This is a genomic window from Brevundimonas sp. FV1ye28, assembly GCF_058681135.1.
Window position 1 is genome coordinate 1,567,070 of the sequence record NZ_CM178731.1, and the last position, 19,255, is coordinate 1,586,324.

Here is a 19,255-nt window from a genome sequence, read left to right on the forward strand (position 1 = left end):
TATGGCCGACTACACGATCTTTCTCTCTGCAAGATCGCGACGCGACCTCAATGCCATTCAACGTTGGTTGAACCAGCCGGGTACCGGCTTGAAGGCCCGCCTCAAGGTCGCCCGCATTACCCGCGCCCTATCGGAGTTACAGTTCACTCCAGGGCGATGGCCCGTAGGCGAGCATTCGGGCGCGCGACAGCGGCCCATCGAAGGCCATACAATCATCTACCGGATTGATGAGCGCGCGAAGCAGGTCCGGATCATACGCATCTTCGGGCCTTTCCAGGACCGGTCGACCCTCTAATTCAGCACGCCCGTGACGCTTTCGGCCGTCGCCAGTTGAAGTACCCCCATCAACGTCGCCCGCGTCTCGCCATCGGCGACGCCGTCCACCTTCGAGGGTCGCCAGTGGCGTTGGAAGGCTTCGACCGTGATGCGGGTCTCTTCGGTGTACTTGGCGTCCGGCAGGGGTTCGTAGCCGAGGCGGTGCAGGCCGGCCTGAAGGACATGGACGCCGAGACCCTCGTCGCCGATGCCGAGCGGGACGCCGAGGGCGGCGATGCGTTCCTGGGCCGGTTCGAACCACAGACCCTGGCGGTGGCCGGCCAGGGTCTTCCAGGGGAAGCGTTCGCCGGGGTCCTGTTTGCGGGTCGGGGCGACGTCGGAGTGGCCGAGGATGCGGGCGTCCTCAATCGCCCAGCGGGTCCGGATTTCGTCGATGAGGGTGATGACCGAGGCGACCTGGGCGTCGGGGAAGTCGCGATAGCCGAACTCGTGGCCCGGATTGACGATCTCGATGCCGATGGAGACGGCGTTGATGTCGGTCTCGCCCTTCCACCAGCTCTTGCCCGCATGCCAGGCGCGCCGTTCCTCGGGAACAAGGCGAAGCACCGAGCCGTCTTCATCGACGACATAGTGGGCCGAGACCTTGGCGTTGGGATCGCGGAGGCGCGCGATCGAGGCCTCGGCGGTCTGCATGCCGGTGTAGTGGAGCAGGACCATGTCGGGCGGGCCGCGACGCTGGTCGAAGTTGGGCGAGGGAGCGTCGCCGATGGTCAGCATGGGCTCAGCGGCCGTGACGTTCCCAGCCGTAGGCCACCCACGTATCGCCGACCTTCTGGGCCTCGATGACGTCATCGGTGCTGCGGCGAGCGCGGACGGCGACGCGGCGACGGGCGCGCATGGCGAGACCGGCAAAGAAGATCAGCACACTGGCGAACAGGGCGATCACGGCGACGGCGGCGGCGGTGAAGACCGCCAGAACCGCGCCCAGCGCCAGGGCGGCCACGGTGGCGATCACGCCGCCCAGCCACAGGATCGGCGCGAGCAGGCCCTGGGGCCGGCGGCGATTCTGGAAACCGAGGGTGGCGAACGGATCCTGCGTCATCTGTCTTCCTTGTCGAGCGCGCTCGGAGAGTCTCCGGCAACGCCTGAAACCCCAATGTCGGTCCACAGAGGTGAACCGTCAATGACCGGCCGCTTCACAGGCGAGTGTTAATCGCCGCACCCGGAGCGATCTAAAGCGGCTGGTCGGCGAGGACGGAGGCCCCCTGCCCCCGCATACGGTCGGCCTCGACGCGGGACAGGATGGCCTGGGCCTGCGGATCGGCCATCACGCCACCGAGGGTCACAAGGGCCCGGGCCGCTTCGGATTGAACACCGAAGGCCGCCGACAGGGCTTCCCACGGCGTCTGGGGTTCGGGGAAGCGCTTGAAGCGAACCGACTGGTCGGCGGGTATCTCGGCCAGTTCACGGGCCTTGCCGATCGCCTCGGTCAGGCCTCCGAGTTGATCGACCAGGCCGAGGGTCTTGCCTTGGGCACCCGTCCAGACGCGGCCTCGGGCGATCTCGCGCACGCGGGCGATGGGGATGCGCCGGCCCGTCGAGACGCGCTGCACGAACTCCTCATAGGTGCGGTCCATCGAGGCGGAGAAGGCGGCGCGCTGGGCTTCGGTCCAGTTCGACGAGGGGCTGAAGGCGTCCGAGTACTGGCCGCCGACCGTCAGGTCGCGCATGTCGATGCCGAAACGTCCGAGCGCCTCGGACACCACGAACTTGCCGCCGAACACGCCGATGGAGCCGGTCAGGGTCGAGGGCTGGGCCACGATCCAGTTCGCTTCCGAGCTGATCCAGTATCCGCCCGAGGCCGCATAGTCGCCCATGGAGACGACGACCGGCTTGCCGGCCGCCTTGGCCGCGCGCACGGCGGCCAGGATCTGTTCGGACGCCTCCGGCGAACCGCCGGGCGAGGAAACGCGGAAGACGATGGCCTTGACCGACTTGTCCTCGATCGCGTCGTAGATAGCCTCGGCCGTTGGGTCCGACGCGATGGAGGAGCCGCCGCCGAAGCCGCCGCCGCCCGTTCCAGTGACGATGGCACCCTCGCCGCCGACGATGGCGATCGCGTCGCGGCCGGAGCCCATGCGTTCGCCCTGTGACGAAGCATAATCGCCGAACTCGATGATGTCGGCGCCGTTTCCGGCCCGGCGTTTGGCCTCGGCCTCGGCCTCCTCGACCTGGCCAATCTTGTCGATCAGCTTGAGCTGCAGGGCCTGGGCGGCGGAATAGGGACCGGCCTCGATGGTAGTCTTGAGGGCGGGAGCCTCGACCTTTCGATCGAAGGCGGCGTTGGCGAGGGCCGAGTCGTAGATGGACGTCATCCAGGCGGTCATCGCCTCGCGGTGAGGGCCGGTGTAGTCGGACTGGGTGAACTCGTTGACGGCGTTCTTGTACTCATAGCGCTGCTCGAACTCGGGACGGACGCCGTAGCGTTCGAAGGCGCGGGCGAGGAAGATGCTGTTGGCCGAGAAGCCCGTCGCCTGGAAATTGGCGGTGTTCTGCATCCAAAGCTCGGACGCCGAGGCTCCGACCATATAGCTGGAGATCACCGTGCCGACGGGCATGAAGCCCTGCGAGTGGGCGATGACCGGCTTGCCCGAGGCGCGGAAGCGGCGGACGGCCTGACGGATTTCGTCGGCGGCGGCTGGGGCCAGACCGGCTTCCGGCAGACGGACCAGCAGGACCTTGATGTGCGTGTCCTTCTCGGCCTGGGCCAGGGTGTCGACGATGCCGACGACGGACAGGCCGGAACCGCCGAAGGCGGCGAAGGGATTGTTGGAGACCTGATCGGTCAGGCCTTCGCGCAGGTCCAGTTCCAGGACGGCGTTGGCCGGGGTCGCCGGCTCGCTGGACGATGCGGCGGCCGCGATGATCAGCACGATCGGCAGGACGACGACGAACAGGATCAGGCCGGTGAAGACACCGAGCACCGTCAGGAAGAATTGTTTCATGGGCGGGGGAGCGTCCGGTCCGGAGGCCACGGGCGGCCCGAGCGTGAACATAAGGGTCGGGGCGTTGCGGTCAAATGAATGGGGTGTAACGGGGGAATCCCGCCAGGACCGGTCATCTCGCGCGCGCAGCATTGCGATTGAAGACGGGGCAGGAAATCCCTATATCCGCCGTCTGCGAGCGGGGGCCTATCGCCCCGCGTAACGACTGGACCGCACCTCCCATGCTGGTCACGATGATGAAGGCCAAACTGCACCGCGCGACGGTGACCCAGGCCGATCTGGACTACGAAGGCTCGATCGCCATCGACGGCGATCTGCTGGATGCCGCCGGGATCTTTCCCAATGAGCAGGTCGATGTGCTGAACATCACCAATGGCGCGCGCTTCACCACCTATGCGATCGAGGCCCCGCGCGGGTCGAAGGTCATCGGCGTCAACGGCGCGGCGGCGCGTCTGGTGCAGAAGAACGACAAGGTCATCGTGGTGACCTATGGCCAGATGCCGCAGGAAGAAGCGCGCCAGTGGGCGCCGACCGTGGTGCTGCTCGATGACGGCAATGCGATGAAGACCGCGGCCTGACAACTGTCCTTCTCCCCTTGCGGGAGAAGGTGGCTGAGCGAAGCGAAGTCGGATGAGGGGTCACGCTGACTTCGCCGACCGTCGTGGCCCCGAATTATTCCGACTGCCGCATAACCCCTCACCCGATCGCGCAATCACGACGGCTGAAGCCGTCGTGCGCGAGCTCCCTCTCCCGCAGGGGGAGAGGGATGGAAGAGGCGTCAGCGCTTGTCCAGGCTCCAGGCACCGGGGCCCGAGGTCACGAGATACAGGAAGATGAAGCAGAACAGGATGGAGCCGTCGCCGCCGTTCACGATCGGGAACGGGCTGGAGGGGGCGTGGAACATCCAGTAGGCCACGGCCATCATGCCCGACATGACGAAGGCGGTCGGGCGGGTGAACAGGCCCAGGATGATCAGGACGCCGCCGACCGTCTCCAGGATCGCGCCGACGCCCAGAAGCGTGGCGATCTCCTGCTGGCCCGGCTCGGCGCCGGCGGGGAAGCCGATGAGCTTGACCAGGCCGTGGCCCAGGAAAAGCAGGCCGGTGACGATGCGGAGGATCGCAAGCGCCTGGGGTTGCCAGCGTGCGGCGGCATTGAACGCATTCATAGATTTCATCCTTGTCTGAACGGGTCGTCGTGAGAATGCGGCCCGCACGGCGAAGCTAAGCCGTGCGGGCCGGTTGGCAAGCGGTGTTACGCGGCGTCGACCAGGACGATCTCGGCGTCGTTGACCGCAGTGACCGTGATCGTCGCCTCGTTCGAGATGGCGGCGCCATCGCGGGCATTCAGGCGCACGCCGTTGACCTCGACCTCGCCGATCGCAGGGACCAGATAGCCACGACGGGTGGCCCCCAGCGGATAGGTGGCGCTTTCGCCGGCCTTAAGGGTGGCGCCGACGATGCGGGCGTCGGTGCGGATCGGCAGGGCGTCACCACCCCTGCCTTCGATGTCTCCGTCGAAGCCCGAGGCGAGCACAACGAACTGACCGGCGCGGTCACCCTTGGGAAAGGGCTTGGCGCCCCAGGCCGGAGCCTCGCCGCGGTTCGTCGGCTCGATCCAGATCTGGAAGATGCGGGTCAGGATGGGCTCGGCATTGTATTCGGCGTGGCGGATGCCGGTGCCGGCGCTCATGACCTGGACATCGCCGGCTTCGGTGCGGCCCTTGTTGCCCAGGCTGTCCTCGTGGGTGATCGCCCCTTCGCGGACATAGGTGATGATCTCCATGTCCGAGTGCGGGTGGGGCGGGAAACCCGAACCGGCCGCGATCTCGTCGTCGTTCCAGACGCGGAGATTGCCCCACCTCATCCGGCTCGGATCATAGTAGTTGGCGAAGGAGAAATGGTGTTTGGCGTTCAGCCAACCGTGGTTCGCTCCACCCAGGCTGTCGAACGGTCTGCGCTCGATCATCGTAGTCTCTCCGGCCGCAGGACGTCCCGCAGCGCTGTTGCTCGGACGGTAACATAGGGGGGCGGAGGAGAACTGCAACAGTTGTAGTGTCGGAAAAGCTGTCTCCTCCCTGTCGCGCAGCGATGGGGAGGTGGATCCATAGCGAAGCGGAGGAGACGGAGGGGTTCTGAGCGTCGATAAGAACCCCTCCGTCAGTTCGCGAAGAGCTCACTGCCACCTCCCCATTCGCCGAGCGGCGAACAGGGAGGGGACTTCGCGTCAGGCATCAGTTGCCCAGGTCGTAGGTCCCGGTGATGTCGATCCGCACTGTCATCTCGCCGGCGGCGACCGGGGTCGAGGCGCTGTCGGCCATGGCCATGCGAGCGCCGGTGAACATGACCGGAGGCTGAGGCGTGTAGCCGCCGCCCTCGTTCAGCGAACGGACCCCGCCCAGTTCGACGCCAAGAGCCTGGGCATACAGGCGCGCCTTATCCTGCAGGGCGCGGACGGCCAGAACGCGGGCCTGATCCTCGGCGGCCTTGGGATCCTTCAGGCCGAAGGAGATGCCGTTGATCTGATTGACCCCGGCGCCGACGACGGCGTCAGCGGTCGTGCCGACCTTGGTCAGGTCATTGATGACCACCGTGACCTGGTTGGAGGCCTGATAGCCGCGCAGGCGAGGCGGTTGGTCGTTCTGGTAGTCGTACTGGGCCGAGAGGTTCAGACCCGAGGTCTGGATGTCGCGGTCGGCGATGCCGGCGCGGCTGAGGGCGGCGAACACTTCCTGCATCCGACGGGCGTTGTCAGCCATGGCGGCCTGGGCGGTCGGGGCCTCAGTCTGGACGCCGAAGGTGATGGTGGCCATGTCGGGCGCGACCTTGACCTCCCCATAGGCGGACAGATTGAGGGCGGGTTGGGCGGCCATGGCGTGCACCTGCATCGGCGTGGTGGGGGAAGACTGGGCGAAGGCGGCGGGCGCGGCGAAGGCCGTCAGGGCAGCGGCCGTCATCAGGGCGGGCATCAGGCCCTTGAAGGTGCGGGTCATGGGAAGTCCTCATCGAGAAGCGAAACGGAGACGGCCCTCGTTCTCTGCGCGAGCCGTGGCCGAACCTTGGCCTTTAACGCCTGAACGGCAGAGACGGTCGCATCAGCAGAAACCGTTCATCGAGATGAAATCGCCGACAGATGCGCGGCCCTTTACGGGCCGTCACGGCGCCTGCTAGGCCCGTCCCTCGCCCGTGCGCACGCGCCGCGGGCTTCGGGGGCCCGTAGCTCAATGGTTAGAGCCGACCGCTCATAACGGTCTGGTTGGGGGTTCGAGTCCCTCCGGGCCTACCACCCTTCCCAAACGAAGAACGGCCCGGCCCTTCAGGAGAGGGACCGGGCCGTCGGGCGCTACGCGTGGGGGACGGAGGAGCGCCCGGTTCGAGAAAGCTAGAAGCGGTAGGCCGCCGTCACGCGGAAGGCGTGCAGCTTGATCGTGTCGTTGGAGCGAATCTGATCGGTTCCGTTCGCGTTGACGAGCAGGAACGGATTGGTCGCAGGCGCCGTGCCACGGCCCGTGCGGACGACGAGGGGGTCGTTCACGTCGAGGTCGGAATAGAGATACTCCACGCCGATGGTGACGTTGTCGGTCAGGCGCTTCTCGAGGCCCGCACCGGCCTGCCAGCCGTCGGCATCGCTGTCGCGGCTGGTCGGGGTGAAGCTGTTGGCGCCGTTGGACGTGAAGTAGGTCTGATCCACCTGGGCCACTGCATAGCCGGCGGTGACGTAGGGCAGCCAGGTTCCGGCGTCGAAGCCGACGCGGCCCCGGATGGCGGCGATGGAATCCACATTGCGCGAGAAGCTGTAGCTGGCCGGGGTGGTGGAGAAGCCGGTGACCGTGTCCTGAAGGTCGGTCGAGGTCCACTCGCCGACGACGCCGAACACCATGCCGCCCATCTGGACGTCGTAACCGGCGCGCACGCCGTATTCGCCATTGCCGTCATCGTCGGCGGAGCAGCCTGCAGCGGCGTTGTTGGCATTCGGCGTGCCGTCGCAGAAGCCTGGCGAGAAGGCGTCCGCGCCGGTGGTGGTGTTCACCGCGTCGGCGAAGGCACCGTTCAGGTTGGTGTCGAACAGGATGGTCTCGTCACGATCCTGGCTCGGCTTGGTGTAGCCGGCATGGCCGCCGACGTAGAGGCCTGACCAGTCCTGCGCAGCGGCCGGAATGGCGACCATGGTGAGTGCGGCAACGCTGGCCGTGGCGACGAGGGTCTTGATCATCGATGAGTTCCTTCAACGGCCGGAGAGGGCCTGACGAAGGCAACTACGGATCAGACAGGATCAGGACGCATCGACGCCGCGATTTCGCCGCAGGTGCGACAACCCGCCGCTATCGACGCCACCGATCCTCGCCGCGAATCCGTCCGCCGTCGATGTAGCGACCGTTGGAATCGTACCAGCCGTCGCCCTGCTGGAAGCGCCAGTAGTTGTCCGGCATGTACGAATACGAGTTGTATGGGTCGCCGTAGGCCCCATCCATCTCGTCCCACCAATCACGCGGATAGGCGGTGAACTGGCAGTCGTAACCCTGGTCGGGACGCTGGTACCATTGAGGGGCGTGGCGGTCGCGGTAGCGGGGCTCCCAGCGCGGGCGGCACAGGTCGTTGGACCAGACGCGGTTGCCCGAGGCGTCGAGGCTGGAACGGTAATCGCGCTGAAAGACCTCGCGCACCCCGACGAAGGTGTTGTTGCGCACCGTGGCCCGGCCGGAGACGGCGACGCCGACGGCTTCGGCGCGTATGCGGCTGTCCGTCAGGGTCAGCTCGCCATTGTAAACAACGGCGCCGCGATCAACCTTGCAGATTTTGGAGTTGGCGACGGTTAGGGCGGCGCCTTCGACCGCGACACCTTCGGAGAAGCCGCAGATTTTGGTGTTGGTCACATCGACCCGAGCCAGGTCGCGACGCGAGCGGACCATCAGGCCGATCGAGCGTGGGCCGTAGCCGGGAGTGGCCTCAGCACCGGTCAGGGTGGTGGCGTCTATGCGAGAGGCCTGGCCCGAGCCTCCGGTCAGGATCTCGATGCCCGATTGGGAACCCGAGATCACCACTTCCCACGTCGTCAGGGTCGCGGCTTCGACATAGATGGCCGGCGCTATGGTCTGCGCGTTGATCACGGTGTCGCGCAGATCGACCTCGCCGCCGTCGGCATAGATGGCCGCCTCGTCGCCCGCATGTCGGATGCCGAGGCGATTGGCGACGACCTGGCCGCCGTAGCTGACGATGCAGGCCGCGTCCCCGCCGCGCGGCGAGGTCAGGACGATGTCGCGCAATTCGAGCCGGACGCCGGAGGCGACGGTGATGCAGGGCATGCCGTCCGGCGCCTGGAGCACGGCGGGCGTCGTGTCGTTCCAGCGGCGCGGGTCGAAGCCGCCCTCGCCGATGATGGTCATGGGCTTGTCGACGTTCAGCCAGCCAACGCAGGCGCCGGCGCGGGCCCGAATGACGAGGGTGCCGCCGGGACGGACGCGCTGGACCGCGTTTTCGACCGCGCCGGTGCCGGGATTGCCGCCGCAGTCGACGAGGACGATCTCCTCGCCCCCCGGCTGGATGGGGCCGCCATAGGGGGGCTGATAGCCCGGGCGCCAGTCGGGACGGTGGGTCCCGTAGTTCCAGCGACGCGGTTGACGCTGGGGTCGGCTGCCGCTCGCAGGCGGATCGAGCAGAAGGCCGAAGTTCGGACGCGTCTGGCTTTCGACGCGGGCGGCGGTCTGGGCCTGAACCTCGGGTGCGGCGGTCGTCAGGCCCGCGGCGATGGCCAGGGCGGCCAAAGCCCGGGAAGCCTGGGTGAGAGTGAGCGTCTTCATCGGTCCAGCCCTCCTTAGCGGCGCTGCGAACGGGAAACCTGGGCGAGGACCGCCTGCAGGCGAGAGGCGGAGGGGCCGAAGCCGGCCAGCGCCGAATCGATGCGGGCGGCGACGGCCTCCGCCTTGTCCTGATCCGCGACCCCGGCGACGCCGAGGGCGAAATAGGTCGAGATGGCGAACTTGGCCTCAGGGCTTCCCTGCTTGTCGGCCTGCGAATACCAGTGGAAGGCGCGGGCGTAGTCGGCGGGGACACCGATGCCCTCGGAATACATGACCGCCAAGACCAGTTGGGCCTCCGAAGAGCCGTTGACCGCCGCCAGCTGGATCGCGCGGACCATCTCCAGATAGGACAGCCGCGATTCCATGTTGTGGCCGAGCATGGCCTCCAGCGTCTGGATCTGACGGGCCGAGAGGTCGTTGGGAGCGTTCTTCACGTCCTCCGTCACGCCGAGATAACGCAGGGCGCGGCCCACGTGGACGAAGGGCAGTTCGGTCATCCGGCCCAACGCATATTCATAGGCGTCGCCGCGCGGGCGGCTCTCGTCCGAGAACGGCACGCCGGAGGCCGGGGCCTCATTCGGATAGAATTCGTAGGGCGGCACCCACTGGCGGGCCTTGGCCTCGACGAAGGCGCCGTAGCGCGATCGACCGGGCGAGGAGCGCTCGAAATCCTTGAGCAGGACGTAGGCCCCGACGTCCCCGGTCTGAACCGCGAGGTAGTTGTAGAGGTAGGCGTCGACGTCGTTCCTGGGGAACAGGCTGACGGCCGCGTAGTAGCCTGCGCGGCGACGGTCGGGCTGGCCGCCCGCGTTTCGGCCCCAGGCCTCGCGCGCCTGGGCGTTGTCCTGGGGTTCGCCGAACGGGCCGTAGAGGGCGTCGTGCAGGCGGGCCAGGGCGCGGAAGCCCTCGGCGTCCTGGGTCGAGAGGACGTAGATGATCCGGTTCCGGACCTCGGACTGCTCCTCCATCGTCATGCGCGACAGCTGGTCGTCGAGGCGGCGATAGGCGACGTGGCGCTCCCAGGCGCGACAGTCGTCGTAACGCGAGACGTTGCGCAGGCCGCCGAACAGGCCGCCGCGATCGGCCCGGTTGATCGGCGCGTAGCCTTCGTCGTTGGCCAGGGCGAGGCCGGTCCAGGCCGCGCTCTCGATCGGGTCTTCGATATTCTTGTCGGTCGCGCGAAGGGCGGCGTAGCGGGTGCCGAGCTCGAGCTGAGCGAAAAAGTCGCCCCGGAAGGCCGCACGACGCAGCTGGCGAAGGCCCGCCTCCTGAGCGTTGAACTCCGAGCCCGTGACGGACTGCGGACGCGGACAGGCGTTGGCGGCGGCGCTGTCGCCCTTTCGCCAGAAGGTCACACCCTGATCACTGCAGCTCGAGACCGCGCCGGCTGTCAGCGCCAGTGCGGCGATCACCGCAACGGCGGCGATCGGCCCCCGCAGACGGGAGCTGCGCGCGCGGTCGTCATCCCTGGCGTCGCTGTCGCGCATTCCCCTCACCCCGTTTCCCAGGCTCTCCTTGCGGCGGCCTGTCGTTAACCATTTCCCAAACCAGCGGTTTGGTCCAGAGAACTTCCGATCTTGGTTAACGATGTTTTGCGACAAAGCGTTGCCGCAGGAAGACCGGAATTTGGCGCGGTCAAGCTTAGTCCACAGAAAACAGCGGTTTACGGTTGAAGGGCGTGGCCGGCCTCGCACTTTGGGACCCTGCGGCCTATATGCCGCGCTCGCCGAACGAAACGCCGGAGCCGCCATGTCCTACGTCGCCCGCGACGACCGTCCCGCCGAAAAGGCCGCCCGCTACGCCGAGGTCGAGGCCGAGATTCTGGCCGTTCTGGACGGCGAACCCAACGTCACGGCGCGGATGGCCACGGTGTCTTCGATGCTGGCCGATGCCTTTGAGGATTATTTCTGGACCGGCTTCTATGTCGTCGATCCGTCCAAGGACCGCGAACTGGTGGTCGGGCCGTATCAAGGGACGCTGGGCTGTCTGCGAATCGCCTTTGGACGCGGTGTCTGCGGGACGGCGGCGGAGACGAAGACGACCCAGATCGTGGAGGATGTGCACGCCTTCCCCGGCCACATCGCCTGTGACGGCCGGTCCGAGAGCGAGATCGTGGTGCCGGTGGTGGACGGCTCTGGCGCCCTGATCGCCGTGTTCGACGTGGACGCCACGCGCAAGGCCGCGTTCGATACGGTGGACGGCGAGGCGCTGGAGCGGTTGCTGGGCAAGGTGTTCGCCCGCTAAGCCTGCCGCCATGCGTATCGGGATCGACTTCGGCGGGACAAAGATCGAGGCGGTCGGGCTGGATGCCGACGGCGCCGTCCTGGCCAGGAAGCGCGTGCCCAATCCCGGCGCCTATGCGCCTGCGATCGAAGCCGTCGCGGACCTGGTCGGCTTCATCGAGGCCGAGACGGGGCGCCGGGGCACGATCGGCATGGGCACGCCGGGGTCGCAGTCGCCGCGCACCGGGCTGATGCGGAACGCCAACTCCACCTATCTGAACGGGCGGCGGTTCGGCGACGATCTGGAGGCCCGACTGGGACGGCGGGTCAGGCTCGCCAACGACGCCAACTGTCTGGCTCTGTCGGAGGCGACCGACGGGGCGGCGGCGGGCGCGAAAGCCGCCTTCGCCATCATCATCGGCACGGGCTGCGGCGGCGGACTGGTCGTGGACGGCAAGCTGGTAGAGGGCGTCGGCGGGGTCGCTGCAGAGATCGGCCACATCAGCCTGCCCTGGCCAAGCGCGGACGAGGCGCCGGGGCCGAAATGCTGGTGCGGACTGAACGGATGCCTGGAAAACTGGGTGTCGGGATCGGGCCTGCAACGCGATCATCTGGAGCGGACCGGTCAGGCCTTGGACGCGCCGGGGATCGTGGCGGCGGCCCGGGCGGGTGAGGCGGCTGCGGTCGAGAGCCTGGACCGTTACATCGACCGGCTTGGGCGAGCGATCGCCATGACGGCCAATCTGGTCGATCCGGACGTCTTCGTGCTGGGCGGCGGAATGTCGAACGTGACCGAGCTGTACGAGCGATTGCCACCCGTCGTGGAACGCCATGCCTTCTCCGATCGCTGGGAAGGCCGGATCGCGCCGGCGGTCTGGGGCGATGCGTCCGGCGTCAGGGGCGCGGCGCGGCTGTGGGCGCTGGACGAAATTCAAGGAGAGACCGCATGAGCAACCGCACGATCGTCGTCACCGGCGGCCATGGCGTCCTGGGCAAGGCCGTCGTCGAGGCGGCGTTGTCCCGAGGTTTAAACGTCGCCCTGATCGATCACGCGACGGGCGAGACTGCCCCCGGCGGTACGCTGGAAATCGGCGGGGTGGATCTGACGGACGCGGGTGCAGCCGAGGTTGCCATCGCGAAGGTCGTCGAGAGGTTCGGCAGTATCGACGCCTTGCTGAACATCGCGGGCGGCTTCGTCTGGCAGACGACGGATGACGCCAGACCCGCGTGGGACGGGATGTTCGCGCTGAACCTGACCACCGCGCTGAACGCCTCGCGCGCGGCCCTGCCCCATCTGAAGGCGTCGACCGAGGGACGGATCGTCAATGTCGGGGCCAACGGCGCGCTGAAGGCGGCGGCCGGCATGGGACCCTACGGCGCGTCCAAGTCGGCGGTGCACCGACTGACAGAGGCGCTGGCGGAGGAGTTGAAGGAGACCTCGGTCACCGTGAACGCCGTCCTGCCTTCGATCCTGGATACAGACCAGAACCGCAAGGACATGCCCGACGCCGATCCATCGAAATGGGTCCGGCCGTCGGATCTGGCCGAGGTCATGCTGTTCCTCGCCTCGCCGGAAGCGCGGGCGATCACCGGGGCCCTGCTGCCCGTCACCGGCAGGGTCTGAGATGGATCGTCCGCGCAGTCTCCTGTTCCTGCCCGCCTCGAACGCGCGCGCCATCGAAAAGGCGCGGGGGCTGGACTGCGACCTAGCTGTGCTGGATCTGGAGGACGCGGTCGCGCCGGAGATGAAGGTCGAGGCGCGGGCGGCGGCGGTCGAGGCGCTCAAGGCCGGCGGGTTCAAGGGCGCGGTCGGAGTGCGGATCAACGCCCTGGGCACGGACTGGGGCGAGGCGGATCTAGGGGCGCTGGCAGGCTTGCCGCTGGACTGGATCGTCGCGCCCAAGGTCGAGGAGCCGGGGCTGGTCGACGCCTATGATCCGCGGATGGACGAGGCCGTTCGGCTTTGCGCCATGATAGAAACGCCGCTGGCCCTGATGCATCTGAACGCCATCGCCGGGGCGGGAGGGTCGCTTAAGGCATTGATGCTGGGGGTCAACGATCTGGCTGCAGCGCTGGGGACCGGCTCGTCGAAAGATCGCGAACCTCTGAAACCCTGGCTGGCGGCCACGGTGGCTGCGGCGCGGGCGCATGGACTGGCGGCGATCGACGGTGTCTTCAATGGGCTGAGCGATCCCGAGGGGCTGGCCGCGGAATGCGCGCAAGGGCGGCTCTATGGCTTCGACGGCAAGAGCCTGATCCATCCGAACCAGATCGAGACGGCTCACGCGGCCTTTTCCCCGACGCCGGAAGAGATCGCGCAGGCGCAGGGCATCGTCGCCGCCTTCGCGGCACCGGAGGCGGAGGGGCTGGGCGCGATCCGCGTCGCCGGCGCCATGGTCGAACGACTTCATCTCGCGCGAGCCCAAGCCCTGCTGGCGCGCGCGGAACGAAGCCGATAAGGCGATAGCCGAGCTCGGCGAAAGCGTAACGGTTGCAACACCCTGTCCCTCTCAGCACTGACGCGCGCGGCGAACAGCCCCGGCGCGCATGGGTGTGTTCTCCGGGGATCCTGGAGACCCCGTTTCTGCGAACCTTCCTGCCCGAACTGGACCTGAAAGCCAGCCCGTTCGCGGCCGTCGACGCCGTCATCGGCTGGGGCCTGAAAGACACCTCCAAGGTCGGCCGGGCGCGGGCAAAACGCCGGAACCTGCCCTATCTGGCGCTGGAGGACGGGTTCCTGAGGTCGATCGGCCTGGGCGAGACGGGCGCGGCCTCATTGAGTCTGATCGTCGACGACATCGGGGTCTATTATGACGCCACCCGGCCCTCGCGGCTGGAGCGGCTGATCGAGACCGCTCCGGACTGGTGCGACGACGCGTTCCGGCGAAGGGCCGGCGCCCTGATCGACAGGGTCGTCGGAGCGGGCCTGTCGAAGACCAATATGGGCGGGCCGCTGGATCGGTCGATCCTGAAGCCTGGCAAGCGTATCCTGCTGGTCGATCAGACGGCGGGCGACGCCTCGATCGGCAACGGTCTGGCGGGTCCGGAGAGCTTCGCCCGGATGGTGCGGACGGCCAAGACCGAGCACCCCGACGCCCAACTGATCGTCAAACGCCACCCGGCCGTCGCGGCGGGCAAGAAGAAGGGTTGCATCGCCGATGCGGACCTGTCGTGCGTCACTCTTCTCGACGACGATGTGCGCCCGGCGGATCTGCTGGCCGAAATGACCGAGGTCTGGTGCGTGACCTCGGCGCTGGGATTCGAGGCCTTGCTGCGTCGGTTGCCGGTTCGTTGTTTCGGCGCACCCTTCTATTCCGGCTGGGGCCTGACGCAGGACGAGGTTCAAACGGGTCGCCGCGCTGTGTCGCGCGATCTGGAGACCCTCGCCGCCGCCGCCCTGATCGCCTATCCCCGCTATGTCGATCCGGTTACGGGCCAGCGCTGCGAGGCAGAGGTGGCCGTGGAGCGGCTGATCTCGCTGCGCGACCGGGCCGAGCGGTTGGGGGGTTACTGGGCCGGGGTCGGCTTCTCGCCCGCGAAACGCCCGCCGATCCGGCGTCTGCTGAACGGCCCGCGCACGACGATGAAATATTTCGCTTCGGCCAGCCGGGCGGCGGCCAAGGCCGAGGGCCTCGGCGGCCGGATGATCTACTGGGCCGGCAAGGAGACGCCCGAGATCGCAGACGTCGCCACCACGACCTCGGCGCCCGTGGTGCGGATGGAGGACGGCTTCATCCGCTCGCGCGGCCTGGGCTCGGACTTCTTCGGGGCTCTCAGCGTCGCCCTGGACGACCAGGGCGTCTATTACGACCCGACCGGACCTTCGCGGCTGGAGAGTCTGATCGAAGGCGGCGGGCAGTCGCCGGAGATGCTGGCGCGCGCCGCCGCCCTGAGGACCCGCGTCGTCGAGGCAGGGCTGTCGAAATACAATCTGGCCGGCAGCACGGTCCGGCCGGATTGGCCGGCGGATCGCCGCAAGGTGCTGGTGGTCGGTCAGGTGGAGAACGACAAATCCATCCTGAAGGGCTGCGGCGACATCCGCACCAACTCGGGCCTCGTCGCGGCGGCTCGGGCGGATTTTCCGGATGCCTTCCTGATCTATCGCAACCACCCGGATGTGATGAGCGGCAACCGGCCGGGCATGCTGGACGCCTCGGCGATCGAGGCGGTCGATGCGACGGCCGACGATTACGACATCATCGACTGTCTGGAGGCCTGCGACGTGCTGGCCACCCTGACGTCCCTGTCGGGCTTCGAGGCCCTGCTGCGCGGCAAGGCGGTCGCGGTCTATGGCCGGCCCTTCTACGGCGGCTGGGGGCTGACGCAGGACCGGATGCGCTATGAGCGTCGGACGCGGCGAGCCAGCCTCGACGCCATCGTGGCCGCCGCCCTGATCGAATATCCGATCTATGTCACGCCCGAGGGCTGGCCCTGCGAGGCGGAAGATCTTGTCAGCGCCCTGATCGCCGCCAGAAATGATCCGCCCCCGGCCGCGCCGTCGAACCAGATCGCGCGTTGGTGGAAGGGTCTGACGGCCAGTCTCGACCGTCGCCCGCCACCGGCCTATTGAAGACGCAAGCAGAGGCCCAATCTACATTGGCCCCCTTCTCACCGTGCACCCCGGCGAAGGCCGCGGTCCAGATGGCCTTCCCGGTTTCGGGATCAGCATTTCCGATGTTGATCCCACCGACAGAGCCTGTGATCTGGACCCCGGCCTTCGCCGGGGTGCACGGGGGATGGAAACAGGAAACGCACCACCCGTGACCCACGCCGTCATCGCCGCCACCGGCCTGTTCACCCCCGAACAGTCGATCTCCAACGCCGAACTGGTCGAGGCCTACAACGCCTGGGCCGACCAGTGGAACAAGGACCATGCCCTGCAGATCGCAGAGGGCGATGTCGCGGCCCTGACGCCCTCCTCCGTCGAGTTCATCGAGAAAGCGTCCGGTATCAAGAGCCGGTTCGTGCTCGACAAGGCGGGCATCCTCGATCCGAAACGGATGGCCCCCCGCATCCCGGAACGGTCGAACGACGAACTGTCGACCATGGCCGAGATGGCCGTGAAGGCGGCGCGTCAGGCGATCGAGGCCTGGGGCAAGCCGGTGTCTGAGATCGGCGCTGTCCTGTGCGCCGCGTCCAACATGCCCCGCCCCTACCCGGCACTGGCGGTCGAAATCCAGCAGGCGCTGGGCATCGACGGTTTCGGCTTCGACATGAACGTGGCGTGCAGTTCGGCCACCTTCGGCATCAAGACGGCCGCGGACTTCATCGCCTCGGGCTCGGTCAAGGCCGTACTGATGGTCAACCCCGAGGTCTGTTCTGCCCACCTGAACTTCACCGACCGGGACAGCCACTTCATCTTCGGCGACGTCTGCACCGCCGTGATCGTGGAGAGCTCGGACACCGCTGCCCCAGGCGGTTGGGATGTTCTGGGAACACGGCTGAAGACGGTCTTTTCCAACAACATCCGCAATAATTTCGGTTTCCTGAACCGCTGGGCCGAGGAGACGGGCTCAGGGCCGACCGAACGCGCGGCGGGCCAACAGGACGACAAACTGTTCATCCAACAGGGCCGCAAGGTCTTCAAGGACGTGGTGCCTCTGGTGTCCGACATGATCGTCGATCACGCGGGCGAACTGGGCATCGAGCCGACCGGCCTGAAGCGGATGTGGCTGCACCAGGCCAACATCAACATGAACCAGATGATCGGCCGCAAGGTTCTGGGTCGCGACCCTGAGCCGGAAGAGAACGTCATCATCCTGGACGAGTACGCCAACACCTCCTCGGCCGGATCGATCATCGCCTTCCACCTGAACCAGGACGGGTTCGAGGCGGGCCAGACAGGGCTGATCTGCAGCTTTGGCGCGGGCTATTCGGCGGGAACGGTTTTCGTGCGCAAGCGGGCCTGATCACAAACTGATGACCCGTAGAACACCGGCTTAGCTTGCACCCGGCGCACGAGTCTGTGAGGACTGTGGCATCCAAGACACCGATGCCACGGAGAGTCCGGATTGAACCAGACGCCCGCAAAGCCCAAATTCCTCGAAGCCCTCGCGCGAGACGTCGCGATGGTGCTGAAATCGCTTGGCGGTTCGGCGCATCAGGACACGGTCATCGACTGTGTCGCAGCGTTGAAACGCACGCGCGGCGAACCGGTGACGCAGGATCTGCGTCAGGCCGTCGTCCAGGCGTTCGAAGAGTTCTCCGAATGGTTCACCCGGCCGTTCGGTGACGGGTCCAAACGCTGGGCGCTGATCGCGGAACCCGCGTGACGAGCGCCCCGCCCGCGATGCGGACGGGGCTTCATCTCTTTCTAAACCCTAGAAGCGACGCACGTAGCTGAGGCCATAGGTGTCGGCTTCGCCGGCGTCGTCGCGGAAGTCGCGGCGGGTCCAGTCGGCGCGGATGCCGTTCTGGGCGTCGATGAAGTAGTTGGCGCCCAGGCCATAGTTGAAGCTCTCGCCATCGGCCTCGACGGACACAGGGCCGGCTTCGGCCTTGATCTTGGTGGTGCCGTAGCCGAGGCGGCCGAACAGTTCGAAGTTCGGCGACACCGGCACGATGCCCACGCCGTAGATGGCGGCGTCATACTCGTGTTCGACCTTGCCGTTCACGCCGGCGATCGAGAAGTCGTCGTCGCGGACGCCGAACGAGCCTTCGCCTTCAACGGCGAAGTTCGGCGACAGTCGGGCGCCGAGGCGGCCGGTGACCGCGCCCAGGTCGCCGTTGTCGGTGTCGAACGCCGTGTAGCCGGCCGTGCCGTACCACTGCGGGTTCGAAACGGTCTGAGCCATGGCAGGAACGGCCATCAGAGAAAGAGCGGCGGTCGCGAGAAGAATGTTACGCATTGTTTCTTATAACTCCTAGATGCGAGGCAAAAGCGCCTCGGCCCCATCCAGCGAGTGCTCAAGTAAGTATCCGCGTCCGCCGTTCCATAGTCCGATAATTACATAACAGCGACTGTGCGTGCCGAAGCACAGACGTCGTTATAGAACCGCGAAGCTGCCACATTTACTCCACAACAGATAACAGGGTTGCGGCCATGGCGTTGAGAGGCGTGTCGATGCCATGCCTGGCCCCCAGGCGGGCGATGACCCCGTTGCGGGCGTCCCACTCCATCGGCCGCCCCGCCAGACGGTCGCCGAGCAGGGAGTTGACCGAATCCGGGGCCGAGGCGCGGGTGCGTTCGACGACCCAGTCGGGGACCTCGTCGCCCAGCGACGCGCCGACGGCGCGGCCGACCAGAACGCATTCACGCACCATCGCCCGCATCAGATCCTCGATCCCGTCCTCCCGCACCACGCCGGACGGCAGGCGGGTCAGGGCGTTGACCGCCCCGACGCAGTTGAGGCTGAGTTTGGTCCAGGCGACGGTCGTGAAGTCGTCGGTGGTCGAGGCCTCGATGACGCTGTCGGCGAACAGGGCGGCGAAGGCGGCGCCGGCTTCGCCCGACGGCATGGTGACGGTGCCGTCGCGGCGATGGCGGATGCGGCCGGGCGCGTCGCGTTCGGCGGGGATGTCGACGACGACCGGGACGATGCGCTCGGGGGCGACGAAGGCGGCGAACCGCTCGACGTGTTCGACGCCGTTCTGGAGCACGGCGACGAGGGTGTCGGGGCCCACCAGGGGCGCGAGCCAGGCCGAGGCGGCGGCGACGTCATAGGCCTTGGTGGCGACCAGGACCCAGTCGACGGGGGCGGTGATATCCGACGGGTCGGTGACGACGCGGGGGCTCGCCTCGATCACCCGGCCGTCGGGGGCTTCGACCATCAGCCGGTCCAGCGGGGTGCGGGCGCAGAGTGTCACGGAGGCGACGCGCGAACTTTGAGACAGCCAGGCCGCGACCGTGCCGCCAATGGCGCCGGGGCCGACGACGGCGATGGAGCGTGGGGTCACCGCCCCTTCTCCCCTTGCGGGTCGACGAAGGAGCGCAAGCGATCCGAGGAGGGGTGGCA

At 67.3% G+C, this 19,255-nt stretch carries 20 protein-coding genes and 1 tRNA gene; 10 read left to right on the forward strand and 11 right to left on the reverse strand.

The genetic code is table 11. The features are described from left to right. The first annotated feature begins 1 nt into the window (after window position 1). Entirely contained in the window at window positions 2-295 is a 294-nt protein-coding gene (locus ACW171_RS07785) for a type II toxin-antitoxin system RelE/ParE family toxin (RefSeq protein WP_492096504.1), read from the forward strand. Here the strand turns inward: ACW171_RS07785 and ACW171_RS07790 are convergent. The 3 genes from ACW171_RS07790 to sppA all read right to left on the reverse strand — a co-directional run bounded on the left by ACW171_RS07790 (window position 292) and on the right by sppA (window position 3,281). Continuing rightward, entirely contained in the window at window positions 292-1,053 is a 762-nt protein-coding gene (locus ACW171_RS07790) for a peptidoglycan recognition protein family protein (protein WP_492096505.1), read from the reverse strand. The two genes, ACW171_RS07785 and ACW171_RS07790, sit on opposite strands and share 4 nt — an antisense overlap. Before the next feature lie 4 nt (window positions 1,054-1,057). Next, window positions 1,058-1,378, reverse strand: a complete 321-nt coding sequence (locus ACW171_RS07795) for a hypothetical protein (protein WP_492096506.1) — start codon at window positions 1,376-1,378, stop codon at window positions 1,058-1,060. Between the two features lie 130 nt (window positions 1,379-1,508). Beyond that, window positions 1,509-3,281 carry a signal peptide peptidase SppA gene (gene sppA, locus ACW171_RS07800; RefSeq protein WP_492096507.1) on the reverse strand — a complete coding sequence of 591 codons (1,773 nt, stop codon included), beginning with the start codon at window positions 3,279-3,281 and terminating at the stop codon, window positions 1,509-1,511. A 221-nt stretch (window positions 3,282-3,502) separates the two neighbouring features. Between sppA and panD the strand changes: the two genes are divergently transcribed. Beyond that, window positions 3,503-3,859 (forward strand): aspartate 1-decarboxylase, encoded by a 357-nt coding sequence (panD, locus tag ACW171_RS07805; protein WP_492096508.1) that lies wholly within the window; start codon window positions 3,503-3,505, stop codon window positions 3,857-3,859. A 200-nt stretch (window positions 3,860-4,059) separates the two neighbouring features. On the opposite strand, the gene ACW171_RS07810 is transcribed toward panD, so the two are convergent. The 3 genes from ACW171_RS07810 to ACW171_RS07820 form a co-directional block, all read right to left on the reverse strand. Continuing rightward, window positions 4,060-4,449, reverse strand: coding sequence for a DoxX family protein (locus ACW171_RS07810; RefSeq protein WP_492096509.1), 390 nt, complete (start codon window positions 4,447-4,449; stop codon window positions 4,060-4,062). 86 nt (window positions 4,450-4,535) lie between these two features. Next, complete coding sequence (locus tag ACW171_RS07815) at window positions 4,536-5,249, reverse strand: pirin family protein (protein ID WP_492096510.1); 714 nt, start codon at window positions 5,247-5,249, stop codon at window positions 4,536-4,538. Window positions 5,250-5,514: 265 nt separating this feature from the next. Continuing rightward, window positions 5,515-6,273, reverse strand: coding sequence for an SIMPL domain-containing protein (locus tag ACW171_RS07820; protein ID WP_492096511.1), 759 nt, complete (start codon window positions 6,271-6,273; stop codon window positions 5,515-5,517). A gap of 217 nt (window positions 6,274-6,490) precedes the next feature. On the opposite strand from ACW171_RS07820, the gene ACW171_RS07825 reads away from it, so the two are divergent. After that, a tRNA-Ile gene (locus ACW171_RS07825) sits at window positions 6,491-6,566 on the forward strand. Between the two features lie 96 nt (window positions 6,567-6,662). On the opposite strand, the gene ACW171_RS07830 is transcribed toward ACW171_RS07825, so the two are convergent. The 3 genes from ACW171_RS07830 to ACW171_RS07840 form a co-directional block, all read right to left on the reverse strand. Further along, window positions 6,663-7,493, reverse strand: a complete 831-nt coding sequence (locus ACW171_RS07830; protein WP_492096512.1) for an outer membrane protein — start codon at window positions 7,491-7,493, stop codon at window positions 6,663-6,665. 109 nt (window positions 7,494-7,602) lie between these two features. Further along, window positions 7,603-9,078 (reverse strand): right-handed parallel beta-helix repeat-containing protein, encoded by a 1,476-nt coding sequence (locus ACW171_RS07835; protein ID WP_492096513.1) that lies wholly within the window; start codon window positions 9,076-9,078, stop codon window positions 7,603-7,605. A 14-nt stretch (window positions 9,079-9,092) separates the two neighbouring features. Beyond that, window positions 9,093-10,565 (reverse strand): tetratricopeptide repeat protein, encoded by a 1,473-nt coding sequence (locus ACW171_RS07840; RefSeq protein WP_492096514.1) that lies wholly within the window; start codon window positions 10,563-10,565, stop codon window positions 9,093-9,095. Window positions 10,566-10,827: 262 nt separating this feature from the next. Between ACW171_RS07840 and ACW171_RS07845 the strand changes: the two genes are divergently transcribed. The 7 genes from ACW171_RS07845 (at window position 10,828) to ACW171_RS07875 (ending at window position 17,572) form a co-directional block, all read left to right on the forward strand. Beyond that, entirely contained in the window at window positions 10,828-11,322 is a 495-nt protein-coding gene (locus ACW171_RS07845) for a GAF domain-containing protein (protein ID WP_492096515.1), read from the forward strand. A gap of 10 nt (window positions 11,323-11,332) precedes the next feature. After that, entirely contained in the window at window positions 11,333-12,250 is a 918-nt protein-coding gene (locus tag ACW171_RS07850; protein WP_492096516.1) for an ROK family protein, read from the forward strand. Continuing rightward, complete coding sequence (locus ACW171_RS07855; RefSeq protein ID WP_492096517.1) at window positions 12,247-12,924, forward strand: SDR family NAD(P)-dependent oxidoreductase; 678 nt, start codon at window positions 12,247-12,249, stop codon at window positions 12,922-12,924. Before ACW171_RS07850 ends, ACW171_RS07855 begins: the two co-directional genes overlap by 4 nt. 1 nt (window position 12,925) lies before the next feature. Continuing rightward, the gene (locus ACW171_RS07860) at window positions 12,926-13,759 is read left to right on the forward strand and encodes an HpcH/HpaI aldolase/citrate lyase family protein (protein ID WP_492096518.1); all 834 of its coding nucleotides are present in this window, start codon (window positions 12,926-12,928) and stop codon (window positions 13,757-13,759) included. Window positions 13,760-13,851: 92 nt separating this feature from the next. Then, window positions 13,852-15,870 (forward strand): capsule polysaccharide biogenesis protein, encoded by a 2,019-nt coding sequence (locus ACW171_RS07865; RefSeq protein ID WP_492096519.1) that lies wholly within the window; start codon window positions 13,852-13,854, stop codon window positions 15,868-15,870. A 190-nt stretch (window positions 15,871-16,060) separates the two neighbouring features. Then, window positions 16,061-17,209, forward strand: coding sequence for a beta-ketoacyl-ACP synthase III (locus ACW171_RS07870; protein ID WP_492096520.1), 1,149 nt, complete (start codon window positions 16,061-16,063; stop codon window positions 17,207-17,209). Between the two features lie 102 nt (window positions 17,210-17,311). Continuing rightward, window positions 17,312-17,572 carry a hypothetical protein gene (locus tag ACW171_RS07875; protein ID WP_492096521.1) on the forward strand — a complete coding sequence of 87 codons (261 nt, stop codon included), beginning with the start codon at window positions 17,312-17,314 and terminating at the stop codon, window positions 17,570-17,572. 48 nt (window positions 17,573-17,620) lie between these two features. Here ACW171_RS07875 and ACW171_RS07880 read toward each other — a convergent pair whose 3' ends face one another. After that, window positions 17,621-18,148 carry a porin family protein gene (locus ACW171_RS07880; RefSeq protein WP_492096522.1) on the reverse strand — a complete coding sequence of 176 codons (528 nt, stop codon included), beginning with the start codon at window positions 18,146-18,148 and terminating at the stop codon, window positions 17,621-17,623. Window positions 18,149-18,311: 163 nt separating this feature from the next. Next, window positions 18,312-19,196, reverse strand: a complete 885-nt coding sequence (locus tag ACW171_RS07885) for a 2-dehydropantoate 2-reductase (protein WP_492096523.1) — start codon at window positions 19,194-19,196, stop codon at window positions 18,312-18,314. Between the last annotated feature and the right edge of the window lie 59 nt (window positions 19,197-19,255).

Excerpts from the sequence above, each read along its gene's own strand:
- ACW171_RS07785 (WP_492096504.1), top strand. The coding sequence starts at position 2 with ATGGCCGACTACACGATCTTTCTCTCTGCAAGATCGCGACGCGACCTC.
- ACW171_RS07790 (WP_492096505.1), bottom strand. The coding sequence starts at position 1,053 with ATGCTGACCATCGGCGACGCTCCCTCGCCCAACTTCGACCAGCGTCGC.
- ACW171_RS07795 (WP_492096506.1), bottom strand. The coding sequence starts at position 1,378 with ATGACGCAGGATCCGTTCGCCACCCTCGGTTTCCAGAATCGCCGCCGG.
- sppA (WP_492096507.1), bottom strand. The coding sequence starts at position 3,281 with ATGAAACAATTCTTCCTGACGGTGCTCGGTGTCTTCACCGGCCTGATC.
- panD (WP_492096508.1), top strand. The coding sequence starts at position 3,503 with ATGCTGGTCACGATGATGAAGGCCAAACTGCACCGCGCGACGGTGACC.
- ACW171_RS07810 (WP_492096509.1), bottom strand. The coding sequence starts at position 4,449 with ATGAATGCGTTCAATGCCGCCGCACGCTGGCAACCCCAGGCGCTTGCG.
- ACW171_RS07815 (WP_492096510.1), bottom strand. The coding sequence starts at position 5,249 with ATGATCGAGCGCAGACCGTTCGACAGCCTGGGTGGAGCGAACCACGGT.
- ACW171_RS07820 (WP_492096511.1), bottom strand. The coding sequence starts at position 6,273 with ATGACCCGCACCTTCAAGGGCCTGATGCCCGCCCTGATGACGGCCGCT.
- ACW171_RS07830 (WP_492096512.1), bottom strand. The coding sequence starts at position 7,493 with ATGATCAAGACCCTCGTCGCCACGGCCAGCGTTGCCGCACTCACCATG.
- ACW171_RS07835 (WP_492096513.1), bottom strand. The coding sequence starts at position 9,078 with ATGAAGACGCTCACTCTCACCCAGGCTTCCCGGGCTTTGGCCGCCCTG.
- ACW171_RS07840 (WP_492096514.1), bottom strand. The coding sequence starts at position 10,565 with ATGCGCGACAGCGACGCCAGGGATGACGACCGCGCGCGCAGCTCCCGT.
- ACW171_RS07845 (WP_492096515.1), top strand. The coding sequence starts at position 10,828 with ATGTCCTACGTCGCCCGCGACGACCGTCCCGCCGAAAAGGCCGCCCGC.
- ACW171_RS07850 (WP_492096516.1), top strand. The coding sequence starts at position 11,333 with ATGCGTATCGGGATCGACTTCGGCGGGACAAAGATCGAGGCGGTCGGG.
- ACW171_RS07855 (WP_492096517.1), top strand. The coding sequence starts at position 12,247 with ATGAGCAACCGCACGATCGTCGTCACCGGCGGCCATGGCGTCCTGGGC.
- ACW171_RS07860 (WP_492096518.1), top strand. The coding sequence starts at position 12,926 with ATGGATCGTCCGCGCAGTCTCCTGTTCCTGCCCGCCTCGAACGCGCGC.
- ACW171_RS07880 (WP_492096522.1), bottom strand. The coding sequence starts at position 18,148 with ATGCGTAACATTCTTCTCGCGACCGCCGCTCTTTCTCTGATGGCCGTT.